General features: G+C 65.7%; 16 protein-coding genes. 4 read left to right on the top strand and 12 right to left on the bottom strand.

What is annotated here, in order from left to right:
- The 4 genes from trpA to V6M52_RS12500 form a co-directional block, all read left to right on the top strand.
- Positions 1-612, top strand: a 612-nt coding sequence (gene trpA, locus V6M52_RS12515; RefSeq protein WP_332701263.1) for a tryptophan synthase subunit alpha, incomplete at its 5' end; no start/stop codon positions are given.
- A 102-nt stretch (positions 613-714) separates the two neighbouring features.
- On the top strand, positions 715-1,692 hold the full coding sequence (accD, locus tag V6M52_RS12510) for an acetyl-CoA carboxylase, carboxyltransferase subunit beta (RefSeq protein WP_332688627.1): 978 nt from the start codon (positions 715-717) through the stop codon (positions 1,690-1,692).
- Positions 1,693-1,793: 101 nt separating this feature from the next.
- The gene (locus V6M52_RS12505) at positions 1,794-4,295 is read left to right on the top strand and encodes a methyl-accepting chemotaxis protein (RefSeq protein WP_332701262.1); all 2,502 of its coding nucleotides are present in this window, start codon (positions 1,794-1,796) and stop codon (positions 4,293-4,295) included.
- 181 nt (positions 4,296-4,476) lie between these two features.
- On the top strand, positions 4,477-5,769 hold the full coding sequence (locus tag V6M52_RS12500) for a bifunctional folylpolyglutamate synthase/dihydrofolate synthase (protein WP_332701261.1): 1,293 nt from the start codon (positions 4,477-4,479) through the stop codon (positions 5,767-5,769).
- Between the two features lie 7 nt (positions 5,770-5,776).
- Here V6M52_RS12500 and V6M52_RS12495 read toward each other — a convergent pair whose 3' ends face one another.
- From V6M52_RS12495 to V6M52_RS12440, 12 genes are all read right to left on the bottom strand, one after another.
- Positions 5,777-7,447 carry a glycoside hydrolase family 3 protein gene (locus tag V6M52_RS12495; RefSeq protein WP_332701260.1) on the bottom strand — a complete coding sequence of 557 codons (1,671 nt, stop codon included), beginning with the start codon at positions 7,445-7,447 and terminating at the stop codon, positions 5,777-5,779.
- Between the two features lie 109 nt (positions 7,448-7,556).
- Positions 7,557-7,880: a thioredoxin gene (trxA, locus tag V6M52_RS12490; protein ID WP_332701259.1), complete on the bottom strand. Its 324-nt coding sequence runs from the start codon at positions 7,878-7,880 to the stop codon at positions 7,557-7,559.
- Positions 7,881-8,052: 172 nt separating this feature from the next.
- On the bottom strand, positions 8,053-8,376 hold the full coding sequence (gene trxA, locus V6M52_RS12485) for a thioredoxin (RefSeq protein ID WP_332688223.1): 324 nt from the start codon (positions 8,374-8,376) through the stop codon (positions 8,053-8,055).
- A gap of 77 nt (positions 8,377-8,453) precedes the next feature.
- A complete protein-coding gene (gene addA, locus V6M52_RS12480) occupies positions 8,454-11,888 on the bottom strand; it encodes a double-strand break repair helicase AddA (RefSeq protein WP_332701258.1) in 3,435 nt (1,144 codons plus the stop codon).
- Entirely contained in the window at positions 11,885-14,896 is a 3,012-nt protein-coding gene (gene addB, locus V6M52_RS12475) for a double-strand break repair protein AddB (protein ID WP_332701257.1), read from the bottom strand. The genes addA and addB overlap by 4 nt, the downstream gene beginning before the upstream one ends.
- Positions 14,893-15,552 (bottom strand): NTP transferase domain-containing protein, encoded by a 660-nt coding sequence (locus V6M52_RS12470; protein WP_332688750.1) that lies wholly within the window; start codon positions 15,550-15,552, stop codon positions 14,893-14,895. Before V6M52_RS12470 ends, addB begins: the two co-directional genes overlap by 4 nt.
- A 47-nt stretch (positions 15,553-15,599) precedes the next feature.
- The gene (locus tag V6M52_RS12465) at positions 15,600-15,902 is read right to left on the bottom strand and encodes a SelT/SelW/SelH family protein (RefSeq protein WP_332688752.1); all 303 of its coding nucleotides are present in this window, start codon (positions 15,900-15,902) and stop codon (positions 15,600-15,602) included.
- 3 nt (positions 15,903-15,905) lie between these two features.
- Positions 15,906-16,367 carry a Crp/Fnr family transcriptional regulator gene (locus V6M52_RS12460; protein ID WP_332688754.1) on the bottom strand — a complete coding sequence of 154 codons (462 nt, stop codon included), beginning with the start codon at positions 16,365-16,367 and terminating at the stop codon, positions 15,906-15,908.
- 97 nt (positions 16,368-16,464) lie between these two features.
- Positions 16,465-17,109 carry a DUF1236 domain-containing protein gene (locus V6M52_RS12455; protein WP_332688756.1) on the bottom strand — a complete coding sequence of 215 codons (645 nt, stop codon included), beginning with the start codon at positions 17,107-17,109 and terminating at the stop codon, positions 16,465-16,467.
- A 141-nt stretch (positions 17,110-17,250) separates the two neighbouring features.
- On the bottom strand, positions 17,251-17,715 hold the full coding sequence (locus V6M52_RS12450) for a glutathione peroxidase (protein ID WP_332701256.1): 465 nt from the start codon (positions 17,713-17,715) through the stop codon (positions 17,251-17,253).
- A 60-nt stretch (positions 17,716-17,775) separates the two neighbouring features.
- On the bottom strand, positions 17,776-17,976 hold the full coding sequence (locus V6M52_RS12445; protein ID WP_332688760.1) for a hypothetical protein: 201 nt from the start codon (positions 17,974-17,976) through the stop codon (positions 17,776-17,778).
- A 59-nt stretch (positions 17,977-18,035) separates the two neighbouring features.
- The gene (locus V6M52_RS12440) at positions 18,036-18,245 is read right to left on the bottom strand and encodes a cold-shock protein (RefSeq protein ID WP_332688762.1); all 210 of its coding nucleotides are present in this window, start codon (positions 18,243-18,245) and stop codon (positions 18,036-18,038) included.
- Between the last annotated feature and the right edge of the window lie 603 nt (positions 18,246-18,848).

Raw genomic sequence — 18,848 nt, 5'->3', positions numbered from 1 at the left:
GCGCTGGCCGCGGGCCAGACGCTGCGCGGCGTGCTCGGCATGGTGGAGGATTTCCGCCGCAAGGACGAGACTACGCCCATCGTGCTGATGGGCTATTACAACCCCATCTACATTTTCGGCGTCGACAAGTTCATCCAGGCGGCCAAGCATGCCGGCGTCGATGGGCTGATCATTGTCGATCTGCCACCGGAAGAGGACGAGGAATTGTGCATTCCGGCGCTGAAGGCCGGGCTCAACTTCATTCGCCTCACCACGCCGACGACCGACGACAAGCGCCTGCCGGCGGTGCTCAAGAACACGTCGGGCTTTGTCTATTACGTGTCGATGACCGGTATTACCGGCGCAGTGATCAAATCGCGCGGCGCGGTGGGCGATGCGGTCGAGCGCATCAAGAGCCACACCGATTTGCCGGTGGCCGTCGGTTTCGGCATCAAGACGGCCGAGGATGCTGCCGAAATCGGCAAGCATGCTGACGGCATCGTGGTCGGCACGGTGCTGGTGGATGCGGTGGGCAAGTCGCTGGTCGACGGGAAGGCCACGGACAGGACGGTCAGCGCGGTGCGCGATCTGGTGGCGGAACTGGCCTCGGGCGTAAGGCGCGCACGGGGTTAGCTGTCCACAGGCTACGTTCCGCCTTTGCCCCGGGCGCCCTGTCCTGATAAGATTTGCCACAATTGACCCCTAGGTGACATCCGTCCCTTCGCGAGGCTCGCCATGAACTGGATCGATAACTTCGTCCGCCCCAAAATTCGCTCGTTCCTCAATACGAAGCGCGATACGCCGGAAAACCTCTGGGTCAAGGATCCCGAGTCCGGCGAGATGGTGTTCTATCGCGATCTCGAGGCCAATCAGTGGGTGGTGCCCAATTCGGGCTATCACATGAAGATCAAGCCGGTGGACCGGCTGAAGACCTTCCTGGACGATGGCGCCTATGAACTGGTGGCCGTGCCACCGGTACCGGTCGATCCGCTGAAGTTCCGCGACCAGAAGCGCTATCCCGACCGCCTCAAGGAAAACCGCGCCAAGACCGGGTTCGACGATTCCGTCATCGTCGCCACCGGCAAGCTGTTTGAGCGCGACATCACCGTCGCCATCCAGGATTTCGATTTCATGGGCGGCTCGCTGGGCATGGCGGCCGGCCAGGGCATCATTACGGGGCTGGAAACCGCTGCCAACCGCAAGACGGCTTTCGTGCTGTTCGTGGCATCAGGCGGCGCCCGCATGCAGGAGGGCGTGCTCAGCCTGATGCAGATGCCGCGCACCACGGTGGCCGTGCTGCGCCTGCGCGAGGCGGGCCTGCCCTTCTTCGTGGTGCTGACCAACCCCACTACCGGCGGCGTGACCGCCTCCTATGCCATGCTGGGCGATGTGCATCTGGCCGAGCCGGGCGCACAGATCGGCTTTGCCGGCGCACGCGTCATCGAGCAGACCATCCGCGAGAAGCTGCCCAAGGGCTTCCAGCGCTCTGAATATCTTTATGAACACGGCATGGTGGACATGGTGGTGCATCGCCACAACCTGCGGTCCACCGTGGGTTCGCTCGCGGCCATCCTGACCAAGGTGGAGGCCTCGGGTGCCCTGACCAGCACGGCGCCGACCGTGGCCCGGGCGAGCCTGCGCGATGCGGTTCTGGCTGCCGAGGGTGACGACGGCGATCTGGTTACGCCGCCCGTCGGGGCTCACGCCGAGTAGGCAGCGCGCCTTTACTCGCACTTAAGGACAGTTCGCCTATTTTTAGGGCAATGCGCCCGGCGCGTGATTCCACGCGCCGCCGATCCTAGGTGAGTCGTCCCATGTTCAAATTTTCCATGCCGATTGCCCGCAAGCTGCCGCTGGCGCTGCTGGGATCGGCGCTTCTCGTCAGCCTGGGCGTGGGTTCGGCCAGCTATTTCATCGGCAGCCAGGCCCTGCGAACGGCCGCCGAGACCAATCTGATGACCTTGGCCAGCGAACGCGCCAGCCAAGTGTCGACCTATCTCAAATCGGTGGAAGACGATCTCGTCGCGACCTCGCGCTCGGAAGCGACGGTGCAGGCGCTGCGCGATTTCGGCGGCGCCTGGCTGCAGTTCAAGGTCGATCCGACCGCCGAAGTGCGCAAGCTCTATGTCGATGACAACACCAACAAGGACAATCTGGCGGCGCTGGACACGCTGGGCACCACCGGTGCCTATGACGTCACCCATACCCGCTTCCACCCCGGCTATCGCACCCAGATCGGCGCGCGCGGTTATCGCGATCTCTATCTCTTCGATCTGAAGGGTTTCATGGTCTATTCGGTCAACAAGGCCGAGGATTTCGGCACCAGTTTCGCCGAAGGCGGTCCGCTGGCAGCCTCGAGCCTGGGTCAGGTATTCCAGCAGGCGGTGGCCATCGAAAATCCCGACGACATCGTCTTTGCCGACTTTGCCGCCTATGCCCCCGCCGCCGGCTTGCCGGCCAGCTTTTTTGCCAAGCCGGTGTTCAACGGGCAGGGGCGCAAGGTGGGCGTTCTCGCCATCCAGTTGCCGTCCGAACGGCTCGACGCCGTTATCGGCGACCGCACCGGGCTGGGCGAGACCGGTGAAGTGCTGGTCGCCGGTCCCGACGGCTTGCTGCGTTCCGATTCCAGCTTTACCGAAGCCAATGACGCGCTGGTGACCGGCTTCACCGGCCCGATGCTCGACGCCGCACTGGCGGGGACGCGCGCCCAGGGGGAAACCAGCGCCTATCGCGCCACCAACATGCTGGTGGCGGCTGCCCCAATCACCACGCGTGGCCAAAGCTGGGCCGCCGTCGCAGTAATGGCGACCGACGAAGTCCTCGCTCCGGTTGCCAATATGCGCAACATGATGCTGTTGATCGGCGCCGGCCTGCTTGCCGTGGTCGCCGCGCTGGGCCTGCTGTTTTCGCGCACCATCACCAAGCCGATCAGCCGGTTGACCGGCACCATGGAGGCCCTGGCGGAGGGCGATCTCGACGTCGAGGTTCGTGGCGCCGACCGCACCGACGAGCTGGGCGCCATGGCGCGGGCCGTGGAAGTGTTCCGCGAGAATGGCCTCAAGGTTGCCCAGATGACCGAGGCGGAAGCCGCCCAGGTGCTGGCCAACCAGGCCGAGCGCGCCCGCATGATGGAGGGTCTGCAGCGCGCCTTCGGCAATGTGGTCGATGCCGCCATTGCCGGCGACTTCAGCCGCAGGGTCGACGCAGAATTCCCCGATGTCGAACTCAATGCCCTGGCCCGCTCGGTCAATTCGCTGGTCGAAACCGTCGATCGTGGCCTGACCGAGACCGGTGAGGTTCTCGCCGCCCTGGCTGATGCTAACCTGACGCTGCGGATGCGCGGCGACTATGAAGGCGCGTTTGCCCGGCTCAAGGCCGATACCAATGCGGTGGCGGAAAAGCTCGGCGACATTGTCGGGCAATTGCGCCAGACCTCGGGTTCGCTCAAGACGGCGACCGGGGAAATCCTCAGCGGCGCCAACGATCTTTCCGAACGCACCACCAAGCAGGCGGCCACTATCGAAGAGACCTCGGCGGCGATGGAGCAATTGGCGTCGACCGTGCTGGAGAATGCCAAGAAGGCCGAAGCCGCCAGCGTTCAGGCCAAGTCGGTCTCCGCCACCGCCGAAGAAGGCGGACAGGTGATGGCCCAGGCCACCGACGCCATGGATCGCATTACCGAGTCGTCGGGCAAGATTTCCAACATTATCGGGCTGATCGACGACATCGCCTTCCAGACTAACCTGCTGGCACTGAACGCCTCGGTGGAAGCGGCCCGGGCCGGTGATGCCGGCAAGGGCTTTGCCGTGGTTGCCGTCGAGGTGCGCCGGCTGGCGCAATCGGCGGCCAGCGCCTCGGCCGACGTCAAGGTGCTGATCGAGCAGAGCGCCAATGAGGTCAAGGGCGGCTCGCGCCTGGTGGCCGATGCCGCTGCCAAGCTTGCCGGCATGCTTGGCGCCATCCGGGATAACACCACTGCGCTGGAGGCCATTTCGCGCGAAAGTCGCGACCAGGCCGGCGCCATCGAAGAGGTCAATGTCGGGGTCCGCCTGATGGACGAGATGACCCAGCACAATGCCGCGCTGGTCGAAGAGACCAATGCCGCCATCGAGCAAACCGAGGCCCAGGCCAGCGAACTCGACCGGATCGTCGACATCTTCACCATTGATGCCGCGCTGTCCCGGGCCGTCGCGCCTAAGCCGGCGCCCGCCCCTGCCCAGGGCATTCGCGGCATGCAGGACAAGCTCAAGGCTGTGGCCGGAAGCTATCTCCGGCGCGGCAATGCGGCGGTCGACAAGGACTGGGCGGAATTCTGACTTCTCCCTTCTCCCCTTGCGGGAGAAGGTGGCGCGCAGCGCCGGGTGAGGGGTCGGCGATGGTTGAGAGAACCCCTCATCCGCCCTTCGGGCAAGGGGAGAAGGAAGGCAAACTGTACCATTGAGCCCCGACCAGATTGGCGCTACCCCATCAAGGCCCCCGCCGTCTGGTTGAGTCTCCATGTCCCGCACCGATGCCATTCTCAAGCGTCTTTCGGCCCTGCACCCCAAGCTGATCGATCTCAGCCTCGACCGCATCCTGCCGCTGCTGGAAGAATTGGGCAGCCCGCATGAGCATCTGCCGCCGGTGATCCATGTCGCCGGGACCAATGCCAAGGGCTCGACCATCGCCTATCTGCGGGCGTTTCTGGAGGCGGCCGGCAAAAGCGTCCATGTCTACAACTCGCCGCACCTGGTGCATTTCAACGAGCGCATCAGGCTGGCGGGCAAGCTGGTGAGCACGCGACGGCTCAATGCGGCGCTGGAGCGGGTGGAGGCGGTCAATGCGGGCCGGCCGATCACCTTTTTCGAGATCACCACGGCAACAGCCTTCCTGCTCTATGCCGAGACGCCGGCCGACTATCTGCTGCTCGAAACGGGGATGGGCGGCACCTATGACACGACCAATGTGGTGACCCATCCACTGGGCGTGATCATCACCCCTATCGATTTCGATCACCAGGGGTTCCTGGGCAATACGATCACCGAAATCACCGCCAGCAAGGCCGGCATTTTCAAGCGCGGCAGCAAGGCCGTGATCGGCCTGCAGCGCCCCGAGGCCCGCATCGTGCTGGAGCGGACAGCGCGCCGGCTGGGCATCGCGCCACTGTGGCAAAACGAGGATTTCCATGGCGCGGCCCAGGATGGCCGGCTGGTCTATCAGGACGAGGCCGGACTGCTCGATCTGCCGCCCCCGGCGCTGCTGGGCGCACACCAGTTCGACAATGCCGCGCTAGCCATTGCCGCCAGCCGCCATTTCGGCCTGCCGGTCGACAATGCCGCCTTTGAGCGCGGCTTGCGCAATGTCGTCTGGCCAGCGCGCCTTGCGCCGCTGCAGGGCAAGCTGCGCAACCTGCTGCCAGCGGGCGCTGAACTCTGGCTCGATGGCGGCCACAATGCCCATGGCGCCGCCGCCCTGGCCCAGGCGCTGGCCGAGATGAACCGTCGGCGCCCGGCGCCGCTGGTGCTGATCATGGGCATGATGAATACCCGCTCGCCCGCCGAATTCCTGGCGCCCTTTGCCGGCAAGGCCGCGCAGGTGCTGACCCTGACCATTCCGGGCGAGCCCAATGCGCACCCGGCCCACTACATTGCCGAGCAGGCGCGGCAGGCGGGCTTTGCCGCCCAGGCCAGCCGCTCGGTGGTGACGGCGCTGAAAGCCGCTGCGGCCCAGCCCAATGTCCGCGTGCTGATCTGCGGGTCGCTCTATCTGGCGGGCGACGTCCTGGCGCGCAACGGCACGCCGCCGGACTAATGCTGCCTCAATACCTGCCCTGCTCGCTCCCGACGAAGGGGTCGACCGGGCTGGTTCCCGCAAACGGCGCCCGCCCCATGATGGCTTCAACAACCGCCGCCTGCAGCGCTTCGCTGGAGCCATAGGCATTGACATAGGCGGGCACGCGCGGCGCGTCGTAGAGATAATAGGGATAGCCGAAGGAGATCATCAGCGTCGGCAGGTCATGCCAGAAGCGGTGCATGGCGCCGAAGACCGAGCCGGTGAGCTTGTGCCAGTCGAGGAAAATGCGTCCCCGGGTCAGCAGGGTTTCCTCGGCCAGGAGATAGAGTACGAGGTCGAAATCCCTGGGGTCGATCTCCATGCCGGGCACATGGACGGTGACCGCAAAGCCCTCCTTTTCCAGCCGGTCCGGCAGGCTGAGGGGAAGCGGATGGGGCACGAAGGGCAGGACGACTCCGCCCGAAAAGACCAGTACGCGCTTGTGTTTGGCCGGCGAGAGCGGCAGCAGCTTGTTGACATCCTTGACCAGGGTCGGCACCCGGGCGGTGACGCCCTCGGCGAACAGCCGGCTTTCCTCGGTCGCCACCACGCGCCGCGCTGCCTCGATACTGGGCTCGGCCCGTTCCTTGTGGAGGCCCAGGGCAGCCTTGAGGGCGAGGATGCGCGTCACCGCCTCGTCCACCCGCTCCTGGCTCAGGCGTCCATCGGCCACGGCCTTGACCAGGCGCATCAGGTCGCCATTGGCATCGTCGGAAAAGAGGATCACGTCGCAGCCGGCGATGATCACCTCGGGCAGCACCACGTCGCGCGGCCCCCAGTCACCCATGCCGGCCATGGGCGTGGCGTCCGAGACGATGAGGCCATTGAAGCCCAGCTCGCGCCGTAGCAGGTCCTGGTTGAGGATGCGGCTGAGCGAGGCCGGGCGATAGGCCTCGGCGCCCGCATCGGGGTCGAGGGCGCGGACGAAGGCAGGCAAAGCGATGTGGGCGGACATGATGCTCAGCACGCCCTCGGCGATGGCCTTGCGGTAGAGCCGGCCGAAACTGGCCTCCCATTGTGGCATGGTGAGCGGATTGACCGTGGTGACCAGATGCTGGTCGCGGTCGTCAAAGCCTTCGCCGGGCCAATGCTTGACCGTGGCGGCAACGCCATTGGCCTGAAAGGCGGCGATCTGCGCCAGCGCGTGGCGTTCGACCTTGTCAATGTCGCTGCCATAGGAGCGCGTGCCGACAATGGCGCTGCGCCAGGCGGCATTGATGTCGATGACCGGGGTGAAGCTCCAGTTGAGCCCCACGGCCGTGGCCTCGCGGGCCATGATGGTGGAGATGGCGGTGGTCGCCGCGACGTCGTCGACGGCGGCCAGTCCCAGCGGGTTGGGTATGCTGGTGCCGAAAGGCAGGCTCATGCGGCTGCCTTCGAGATCGGCACTGATCAGCAGCGGTATGGCATTGCTGGCGCCAAGCGCCCTTGCCAGGCCGATTTCGGCATCGAGGTCGTCCGAATAGATGCGGGTGATGCCGCCGGGCTTGAAGCTCCTGACCTCGCCGGCCACTTCCTCCGGTGTCCCCCGCGCCAGGAGCACGAAGAGCTGCGCCAGCTTGTCGCGCGGGGATAGTCCGTCACGCGTGGCCGCGACCCAGGCGATTGCCGCGTCGTCGAGATGAAACGGCGCGGCGGAAAGGTCGATCGGGGCCAAGTTGCGTCCTCCAGGATTCTTGTTTTTTCCTGTGTAACAGACGCAAGGCGCAAAAGCAGCCGGAGGCGAAGTGCCGACCGGCGACCGAAGCTACCTCAGAAGCTTTGCCTCAGGCCGCGTGGCTTTCCAGCCATTTGATGAGCTGCACGCGCGACTGGCCGGCGCCGACCTTGAGGTCGACCGGCTGGCCGTTCTTGAACACGATCAGCGTGGGCATGGAACGCACATTGTATGCGACCGTGATGCCAGGATTGCTGTCGACATCGAGTTTGACGATCTTGACGGTCTCGGCCAGCGTTTCGGCGAGTTCGTCGATGGTCGGGGCCATTGCCTTGCAAGGCGGGCACCATTCGGCCCAGAAATCCACCAGCACCGGCCGGTCGGAGGCCAGCACTTCGGTTGCAAAATCAGCATCGGTCACGTGCTGGGCCATCAGGTGTCTCCATCGGTAAGGAACGATGAAGACTAGAGAGAGTCGGTGGGCATGTGAAGGCATGCAAATGTGGCGTATGGGGACGCGGGAGTTTGCTTTTCCAAGAACACTCACAAATGAAAACACCGCCGGGTCGCCCCAGCGGTGTCATGCAAAATTCGTGTCGCGAAAATCAGGCGGCGTGGCTCTCGAGCCACTTGGTCAGGCCCGCCTTGGGCGTGCCGGCCCCGATCTTCATGTCGGCGGCTTCGCCACCCTTGAACAGGATCATGGTCGGAATCGAGCGCACGCCATACTTGCTGGCGGTACCCGGATTGTCATCGACATTGAGCTTGACGATCTTGACCCGGCCGGCCAGCTCGGTGGAGAGCTCGTCGAGCACGGGAGCGATTGCGCGGCACGGTCCGCACCATTCTGCCCAGAAATCCACGAGAACTGGCTCTTTGGAGTTGAGGACTTCCTCGCCGAAGTTGGCGTCGGAAACGTGAGTGGTCATGTTGTTGCCTTTGGGTTGAAAGCGGCGGTCTCTGTGCGCCTAAAGCTGGGGAGAGTCCAGCCCAGGGGCAAGTTCGCTCACCGCATGGTGAAGCCCCTTGTCGCCGCCGCCAGAATGTCTGAGGGCAGAAACATCAATGATTCCAGTTGTGTCCACAGTATAGCCGCATGTACGGCCCGTCCCGGGAAAAGCTGACCTGCAACCAACGCATACAATCCGAGCTGGGTAAGATAGTTCCCCGGCACGTCGCCCGGCCCCCCGGGCACCGACGCATCGGACTTGTAGTCGACCACCGTTACCCCCCCTTCGTCAACCACCAGCCGATCGATCCTCCCCGTCAAACGAATGGGGTGCCCATCACGTTTTGCGTTCAGCAGGAACGGCACTTCGGCGCGACTGGCGGGGCCGAAGATGGACGCAAGTGCAGGGCGAGCGAGGATGGAAAGGGCCTTGGCACCGATGCGGGCGTGTTCGGCGGGCACATCGGGCAGCAGGGCATCCAGGGCCTTGAGGGCGATTGCGGGCCGCATATCCGGATCGAGCCGACCCAGATGTTGCAGCAAGGCATGGAGCGCGATGCCTTCCTTGCGGGCCAGATCGGCGTCGCGCGCCAGCTCGGCAAGGCCGTCGAGCGCCACGAGGGGGGCTACACGCTCGCCGGCAAGAGACGGCGAGACCAGCGGTACGACTGGCGGCGCGGGCACCGGGTCAAAGGCCATGGGCTGGCTGGCCAGGGGCACCACATCGGCAAGGCGCTTGACCGGCTGCGGCGCCACCCGTTCGCGGGGGTAGATCAGTGCGGTCTCCAGCCCTTCAGCATCGAGGCAGCTTTCGCTGTCGGCACGCAGGGCGCGTTCGATGGCCTGGTACCAGGTGCCGTCGAGCTGGTTGTCGATGGTCCGGCCCGGGGTGAGGGCGCCGGTGATGTAGAGCTCGTCCTCGGCGCGGGTCATGGCGACATAGAGCTTGCGCCAGTATTCCTTGCCCAGATTGGCCTCGACGCCGTCGCGCACCGTGCGGCTCTGGGGCACATGCGATTTCTTGCCCGAGGCATGCACCAGCAGCGGCCCGGGCGCCTCGCTCAGCAGATAGACCGGACGGTTGGTCTGGTTGCCCTGCGGCTTGCTGGCGGCATCGGCGAGGATGACGATGGGGGCTTCAAGGCCCTTGGCGCCATGCACGGTCATGACCCGCACCCCGGTGCCGGCCTCGGCCAGTTCGCGCTTGATCGAGACCTCGCTGCGACGCATTTCGGCGACGAAGCCCTGCAGCGAGGGCTGGTCGCCCTGCTCATGGGCCAAAGCCAGTTCGAGCAGTTCAGCAAAGACCTCGTCGACCTCATCGCCCAGGCGCTCATGGAAGCGGCGCAGGCCACCCTCGGCGTAGAGCACGGTGGTCAGGAATTCGAAGGGGCGTTCGAAATCGAGCGCGCCGCGCCAGAGCGAAAGCTGGTCATAGGCGGCGGCACAGGCTGGGATGGTGCTGGCCTTGAGCGCCTGAAACAGGGTTTCGCCCTTGGCGCGGGGCTGGGCCAAGGCGAAGAGGTCTTCTTCGGAGAGATCGAACAGCGGCGAGCGCAGGAGCGCCGCCAGTTGCAGGTCATCGGCGGGGTTGAGCAGTACGTCGCAGAGCGCCAGCAGGTCCATGACAGCGATGTGCTTGGAGACGGCCAGCCGGTCGGCGCCGGGGGTGGGCAGGCCTTCCTGCCGCAGTGCTCGGATGATCTCCTGGAACACGGCGCCGCGCGACTGCACCAGGATCAGGATATCGGCGGGCCGCACCGGGCGGCCGCGATGGGCCAGCGGGCGCTTGGTATCGATCCAGGACCGGATTTCCCGGGCGATGCGCAGGGCAATCTGGCGCGGCGCGGTGAGATCGCCGCCGGTCGCAGGCTCCTCCGGCCAGGCGCGGGCGCCGGTATCGGCCGGGGCCTGCTGCACCGGGGGCCACAGGGTGACGCTGCCACCGGTGGTGGGGCGGGCGGTGTCGTGATGTACCTTTGCGCGCGCCAGAAGCGCATCCTGGATTTCGGGCTGGTCGCTGACCTTGTCCACCGCCAGCAGAATTTCGGGCAAGGTGCGGAAGCTCATATGCAGGCGCAGGGGCGCGAAGGGTACATTGACCACGCTGGCCCGCTGGCGGAACAGGTCGCCGGTTTCCCCGAACAGGCGCGGCTCGGCGCCCTGGAAGGAATAGATCGACTGCTTCTGGTCGCCCACCGCGAAGAGCGAGCGCAGCCGCGTGATGTCGCCGGCGCCGTCGAAGAATTCGGCGGCGATGGCCTTCACCACCCGCCATTGCTGGGGATTGGTGTCCTGGCTTTCATCGACCAAGATATGGTCGATACCGGCATCGAGCTTGTATTGCACCCAGGGACCGACCTCGGCGTTTTCGAGCAGGTCGCCCATCTTTTCGATGAGGTCGTCGAAATCGAGCAGCGAGCGGGCGCGCTTGTGTCCCTGATACTTGCCGGCGATCAGCGCCAGCACGTCGAGCAGGGCCTCGCTGCGCTCGATGACGAGGCTGGTGCGTCGCTCTTCCATGAGCGCGGCCAGCCGCTCCGCCTCGGCCAGCGCCAGCCGGGCCAAGGCTGGATCGGCCTTTTCCAGCGCCTTGCCGGGGAAGTTGGCGGGCGGCACGTCGTCATTGGTGAGGAAGGCGACGCGCCAGTCCTCGGGGCGCGGCGCATGGGCGTCGAGCGCCCGCAGCTTGTTGGCCATGGCTTTGCCGCCCAAGGCGATGAGCCGGTCGACATCGGCGGCACCGACCAGCCGCTCGCTGACAATGGCGGCGGTGATAAGCTGGCTGGGGCGCGGCTGCGGCGCGCCAAGCAGCTGGCGCAGGTTGGCCTTGGAGATTTCCGGCTTGGCCAGCACGGTCTTGAGCTTGCGGGCGTCGCCCAGGGCAAGTTCCACAGCCTCGCTGAGCGCGAAATCGCTGAGCAGGCCAAAGAGCGTCTCCACCGCCGCGGTGGCGCCCTCGCCGCGCAATCCGGCGGCCAGAACAGCCTCGCGGGTCTGGGTCAGCAGCTGGCTGCGCTCCTCGTCCTCGATCACCTTGAAATCGAAGGGCACGCCGGCCTCGAGCGGAAAGCGATGCAGCACGCTTTCACAGAAGGCGTGGATGGTGACGATCTTGAGCCCGCCAGGCGTATCCAATGCCTGGGCGAAGAGGGTACGGGCGCGCTCGATCAGGGCGGGCCTATAGGCCGAACCCTCCACTTCCTTGAGTTCCCTGACCAGATCGGGCTCGGGGAGCGTGGCCCAGCGGGCCAATTCCTTGGCGACGCGGCCGCGCATTTCGGCGGCGGCGGCCTTGGTATAGGTGAGGCAGAGGATCGATTGCGGCCGGGCACCGGCCAGCAGCAGGCGCAATACACGTCGGGTGAGCACGAAGGTCTTGCCTGAGCCGGCATTGGCCTCGACCCATATCGACAGCTTCGGATCGGCCGCCTGCGCCTGACTGGCGCGGGTCTGCGGGGAGATGACGGGTTTGCCGCGCTCGTTGCTCAAAACAGGTCCTCCTCCTCATCGTCCACGGCGGTCCACTCGTCCATGCGGGCGAGATGGTCATAGGCGCCGGGGAAACGCTGGGTCTTGAGCGGCAGGAGCCGCGACGGCATGGGCGTGTCGCGGAACAGGAAGAGGTCGACATGGCGCTGCAGGCGGTGGGAAATTTCGTCGGCGGCGCTCATGATGGTGTGGCCCTCGCCCAGCGAGAAGGGCCTGGGGCTGAAGGCCTCGGGGCCGAGGCCGATCTTGATATAGGTGAGCGCCGAACTGTCGGCGGGGGGCAGGCCAGCCAGCGCCCCTGCCCGCGCCATTTCCGCCTCGAGCAGCAGTTGCGGGGCTTCGAAGGCCTTCATCGCGCCGGGAGCCGGCACCGAGCCGGTCTTGAAATCGAGGATATGCACCGTGCCGTCGACCATTTCGTCGACGCGGTCAGCCCGGCCCTTGAGGGTGAAGCCGGTGGGCAGGGGCCAGAGCCCGTCGATCTCGGCATGGCGCTGGCGCACTTCGGGGTTACGCTCGCGCTCGAAATCGAGGAATTGCCGCGCCGCCGTCTCGAAGCGGCGCAGCCAGATGTCGCGGCGCTCGGCAATGCCCTCGAGCCCGGAGAATGCCTCGAAGGCGAAACGCTTGAGCCGGTCGAAGGCATCGGGCGCCATGACGTCATGCCCCTCGATGACGAAGCGGGCCAGGACATCATGGATGATGGTGCCGCGCTCGCGCGCCTCGGGGGTTTCGCCCAACGCATCGAGCTGGCGCAGGCGCAATATGTGCTTGGCATAGATATCGTAGGGTGAGCGCATCAGCGTTTCGATCTCGGTGACCGAGAGCTGGCGCGGCCGCAACGCGGCGGGCGGATTGGGCGCCGGACGGCCGGCGGCGCGGGTCTCGGCGACGGCATCGATGCGGCGGGCCTGATCGAGCCAGATGTGGCCGCGCTGCTGCCAGGCCTTGGCGCTTTCTTCCCCGGCAAAGGCTTCGAGCCGCTGCACGAAGCGGCTGGGCAGCGCCGGGCTGGTGCCGACCCGGTCGGCATAGGCGATGATGACGGTCTCGTTGCCCAACCCTTGCGCAAAGTCGTGGGCGGCGAGGCCCTGCTTGCGCTCGGGTGGTTCGAGGCCGGCGGCCAGCCGCATGCCGCGGCTGAGCCAAGGACCGGGATCGGCGGTCTCGGGCCATTTGTCCTCGTTGAGGGCACAGAGGATCAGCAGGTCCGGATTTTGCAGGCGGGCCTCGAGCTGGCCCCAGATGGCGATGTCGGCGCGGCGTTCGTCGCGGGTGCGGACCTGGAAACCGGCCATCAGCGCCAGCAGCACCCGCTCGAGCCCTTGCGGGGGAAAGCTGTGACCTTCATCGGCCAGAGCGCTCATCTGGCCGGCCCAATCGGCCAGTTCCTTGCGGCCGGGAATGTCGGCGCCGTCGGAGACAATATCGAAGGCGGCGCAGATCGCGACGGCGAGGGCGCCGGCCTTGATGCGGCGTTCGGCCAACAGGGTCAGGAGCGGCGCCAGCGCCGCCTCGATGCGCAGAAACAGCGCCTCGATGGCTTCGGCCTGGTTGGGGTAAAGGCGTCGGGCGACGTGCTCGGTCACCTTGCCGACATTGGCGCTGAGCAAGGCGCGCAGGCCCACAAGGCCGGGATTGGGGCGCTGCCCGCGTAGCAGGCCCAGTTCGATATCGTCGGCCAGCGTGGCGATCTCGGCGCGCCGCAGGCCGAACAAGGCGGCGCGATTGCGCAGCAGGGCGACGAGATCGATCGGGGCGCAATTGCCGGTGGCAAGGGTCAGTATCTGCCGCAGGAGTCGCCCGGCGGCGGACTGGAACAGCGGCGTGCCGGCGGCATCATCGACGAGGATGTCGAAGCGTTTAAGTTCGGCCGCGATGCGGCGGGCGAGGTTGCGATCTGGCGTGACGATGCCGATGGTTTTGTCGTTGGCGAGCCATTGGCGGGCGGCCAGCGCCACGGCGCGGCCCTCCTCATCTTCGTTGCGCGCCTTGATGACGGACAGGCCCTCGCAGGCCATGCCCACTTCCAGACCCATCAGGCGCTGGCCGGACCATTGGGCGGTATCCTTGGTCAACGCCAATGCGCGATTGACCAACGTGGTACGCAGGTTGTCGACGGGCGCCAGTTCGGTCACCGACTGGGCGCTGGTGCCGAGCAGGCGCAGCAGCTTGGCGAGGCCATATTGCGGATGGCCATGCGGATTGTTGTTGTCGTCGAGCAACGCGGCGTGGTCCGCCGCGCTCATGGTGCAATCGAGGCCGGGCAGCACCACGGCGCCGCGCGGCAGCGCGTTGATGGCCTTGAGCAGGCGGGCCGTGGCGGGAATGGACCCGGTGGAACCGGCGGCGATCACGGGACGGTCGCCATAGACCAAAGCCGCCGCCTGCGCCTGCCGGTCGAGCCGCTGGCCGCGCAGAGCGGCGATATCGGCCTTGCCCCGCGCATCCAAATGCGCGGGCCAGAACGTCAGGGCGATATCGAGAAAAGTCAGCGTCTGCTGCCAGTATTCGCCCAGATTGGCCTCGATTTCGGGGATGATGGCACGGATATCGGCGGCGGCCCGCTCCTCGGTCAGCAGGTCATCGATCAGATGCCCGAGCGAATCGGCCATGGAGAGGATTTCGCCGGCCGTGGGTGGACTGGAAAAGGCCCGCTGGCCGGCGGTGGAACCGGCCCATTGATCAACGAGATTCGACAGCGCCAGTCGCCGCTCGAGCGGGGTAGCCGATGGCGGCGGCGTGGAGGCGTCGAAGGGAGGCAGGAAGGGTTCCTCGTCCTCGACTTCGCCACCGAAAGTGCGAATATCGGGCAGCAGGCCATGGCCCAGCCTGGCAAATTCCTCCGCCAGCGCCGATTTGGCGCGGCGGGTTGGTACTACAATGGTGACATCGCTCAGCCAGAACGGATGATTGCGATCGGCCCCTGAGAGCAGTGTTCCATCGCTCACCTTCTCGGCCAGGAGGCGCAGGAATTTCGCGTGCGGTGCAATGGAGAAGACGGTCATGGCGCGAGCCGCCGCTCGGCCTCAGCCAGCCCCGCCGCGTCGCCGATATTGAACCATGGCGCATCCAGCACGACGCCGTGCAGCGTCTCGCGCTCTAGAGCCGCGTCAAACAGATCCTCAAGGGAGAATGCGCCGTCCGGTGTCGCGGCGAAGAGGCTCTTGCCGAGCAGCGCAACGCCGGAATGGATGACCGGCGCGCCATAGTCGCGGGTGATCAGGCCCTGGGGCGACAGACAGAAATCGTGGCTGCGGGCAAAGCCGACGGCATGGCGCGGATGCACGCAAAGCAGGACGATATCCTCCTGTGACGCATATCGGGCTAACATGCGCTGCAATGGAGCGTCGCTGCCCGCCGGCCAGAAGCTATCGGGCCGCATGACCAGGAATGGATCGGCATGCAGCATGGGCAGGGCCTGCTTGACGCCGCCACCGCTGCCAAGCGGGACTTCCTCGCGGCTGACTTTGACGAGGCCACCGAAATGGGCGAGCACGCCGGTATCGCCGGGCAGGCCATTGGCCACGAAGCGTTTGGCCCCTTCTGCCTTGGCATTGGCCATGACGCGCTCGACCAGCGGCAGGCCGGCGACCGGCCACAGGGCCTTGTCACTGCCCGCTGTCAGCAGCATCACATCGGGGAATCGGGTGGCGTCGATCATGGCCGGATAAGACCGGGGCGAGGCAGGGATGTCCAGTGCGCGCCCGCTCAGTCCGAACCGGCTGCCTTGTGGCCGTCGATATGGCCCAGGCTGCGCTCGGGATCGATGCGGTCACGCACCATCTGCTTGAGTTGCTTGACGTCGGGGAAGCCGCCGTCGCGCTTGCGCTCCCAGATCAACGCTCCATCGAGGCTGATCTCGAAGATGCCTCCCGTGCCTGGAATGAGTGTCACAGAGCCCATTTCGAGACTGAAGGTGGACAACACCTCCTGCGCCATCCAGGCGGAACGCAGCAGCCAATTGCACTGCGTGCAATAGGTGATGGTGAGGGCCGGTTTGCTATCGACCACGGCTCAGGCCTTCTGACGCTTCTTGATATCGGCCGGCTCGACCAGCGTGGCCAGGATGGCGTCGACCAGGTCCAGATCCTGCCGCTTACCGGCGGCCTGCTGCTGCAGATCGACCAGATAGGAGGTGGTGTAATAGAGGCGCCGGGCCAGCATGGTGGCAATGTGGAGGGCAAATTCCGGGCGGCTGTCGAGAAAGGTCAGCGCATCGGGGATTTCATAGGCGGTGACGGCCGACAGTGCCTTGACCGTGGCGGAATGGGGCATGTCGAGCAGCACTGCCATTTCCCCGAAGATCGAGCCGGGCTCGTCGACATGGGTCACCTGGGTGCGTTCGCGGATAACCTCGACCTGTCCCTCGACCAGCACATAGAGCCGGCCCAGCCGCTCGCCCTCGGGCAGCATCACCGTGCCGGGCTTGAAGCTGACCTGCTTGAGCCCTTCGCAATATTCGAGAATGTCGGCCATCTGCACCTCCGCCCAATTGGGCTTTGTATATCGTGCAAACTCCTGGCCGGTCAAAGCAAAGCCGCCCGGGCGCAAGCCCGGGCGGCGTATTAGCGGCTTAGTTCAGCCAGACGACGGTGCGGCTGCTACCGTCGACCAAAGCCGGGCGATCGCCGACATAGACATAGGAATAGCGCGAGTCCGGCACCGGGGTGAGCTGGACGGTTTCGGGCAGCACATAGCCGACCACGACATCACCCTCGACCTCGGCCGATGCGACCGGGTTGGCCATGGCGAAGTCAGCGGTGGTCTGGGGCACCAGGTAGCCCGGCGACTGCACGAAGGCGCGGGTTTCCAGATCGACGATCCAGACGCGGTCATTGGCGTAGACATAGCCGTACTGGTCGTCGCCCTGGATCGGGTAGACGGTCACCTCGGCGGGGACCACGTAGCCGATTTCGGCACCGCCGTCGAAATAGATCGGCTCGACCGGGTTGGCGGCGACAAATTCGATCGAGGAGGTTTCAATGCCGGCTTCGGCACCGATGGTGGCGCCGGCAAAGCCGCCGATCACGGCGCCGATGGGGCCGCCGAGGAAGAAGCCGAGAACGGCGCCGCCGGTGCCGCCGCCAGTGGCGCCGATGACAGCGCCGGCTTCGGCATTGGAACCGGATTCAACGGCGACGACCTTGTCCTGGGCGAAGGCGGGGAGTGCGGCGGCGAGCGAAAGTGCGGCCACGGAGGCCAAAAGGATCTTCTTCATGTTATTATTTCCTTCGTATCGGAGGGCCTGAGCCCTTCTTGCTTGCGGAACGCGGGGCCGGGAGGCGCCGCGCGGTTATTTCCGCCCCGTGGCCCATCAACGGGTCTGTGCAAGGTTCGTTCCGAAGGCGAAGGATTGGGGCTAGAGCTGTTGCCCGATTGCCGCGGTGAGGTGGATGGGCTCCACATCGGAGGCGAAGCGGGCGGCGACCTGGCCATCCCGTCCGATGAGGAATTTGGTGAAATTCCATTCGACATCGCCGGGCTGGCCAGCCTTGAGCCAGGTGTAGAGCGGGTGCTCGGCCGGGCCGTTGACGTCGAGCTTGGCGAAAATGGGAAAGCTCACGCCGTAATTGATCTCGCAGAATTCGGCGATCTCGCCGGCCGCGCCCGGCTCCTGCCCGCCAAACTGGTTGCAGGGAAAGCCCAGCACCACGAGGCCCCGCTCCCCATATTGCTGCCACAGCGCCTCGAGACCCGCATATTGCGGGGTGAGGCCGCATTTGCTGGCGGTGTTGACGATCAGCACCACCTTGCCGGCATAGGCGGACAAAGGCTGCGGCTTGCCGCCCAGCAAGGGCAGGGTGAAGTCGCTCAGCGTGGTCATTATAAGGGCTCCCCAACATGCGGGGATATCTAGGCCGCCGGGCGCGCCGGCGGCAAGGGCTCAGACGCGGGCGGCGTTGAGCTGCAGGTCGTTCTCGCTGACAATGCGCTGATGCGTCTCGGTGACGGACTGCACCTTGTATTGGATGACGTGCCCCTCATAGGGGAGCAGGGCAACGATCTTGCATTCGCCGGCCTTGCGGCTGGACGAACCGCGATTGGGCAGGAGATCGAGGGTCTGGCCGATTTTGTACTTGTGCATGGGTTAGTCTCCAGAGGTGCGAGGCGCCGCCCGATGAGGGGCGGCGGCCCGCTGATGGACTAGAGAACCGAGAGGTTCGTCGCGCTGGCGCGGCCGTCGCGGCCTTTTTCGACTTCGAAGGAGACCTTCTGGCCTTCATTGAGGCCCGACAGGCCCGCACGCTCGACAGCCGAGATATGCACGAAGGTGTCGGCGCTGCCGTCATCCGGCTGAATGAAGCCGAAGCCCTTGGTGGAATTGAAGAATTTGACGGTGCCGTTGATGGCCATGATAGCGATCCCGAAAAGCCCGGACGTTTGCGAACGAGCGTTACTCCCGCGGCAACATGCACACGGGATTGCATAAAACGTTCGCAAGATTGGGGGTTCGCCGCGTGGCAAGCCGTGCAAGGCTGAAAACGTATCTTGTCTTGTAGCACGCATAGCGCCCCGGCAACAAGGCAGCCGGCTGGGCCGGACGGCGCGCGGCGCCTCCGGGTAGACTTGCGCCATTCGGGCATAGCCCTCATGGACGGCGGACGGGCCCCGAGGCAGCGACCGCCTCTGGTATTGGTAAAACGAGACGATAACCGCCTCGGGGCGCCGGTTTTTGGAACAGCGCCGGTTATCGCGCACGATGGTCGCTCGCCACGTGCGGCCGGCTCTCGAACCTGTGGGAGAGGCAAAGCCCCCACCCGGCTCACCCCGCCACTGTTCGCCTGCAGGCCGCCCATGCGGGGTGATGGGCCCATTGTACTAGAGCAGGCGCAGGCGGGGATTAGTTTGTTCGGGGCGGCGGTAAGCCCCCGCATCCGCCGGTTCTGCGTCCCCTTCTCCGGGGGGATAAGCGCCATCGGCGGGCGGACCGATGCGCGCGGCGCGGCCAGCGTCAAA

The sequence above is a fragment of the Devosia sp. genome (assembly GCF_036676215.1).
Lineage (GTDB): Bacteria > Pseudomonadota > Alphaproteobacteria > Rhizobiales > Devosiaceae > Devosia.
Note: the sequence above shows the minus strand (reverse complement) of the source record. Positions and strands in the feature narration are given on the sequence as shown.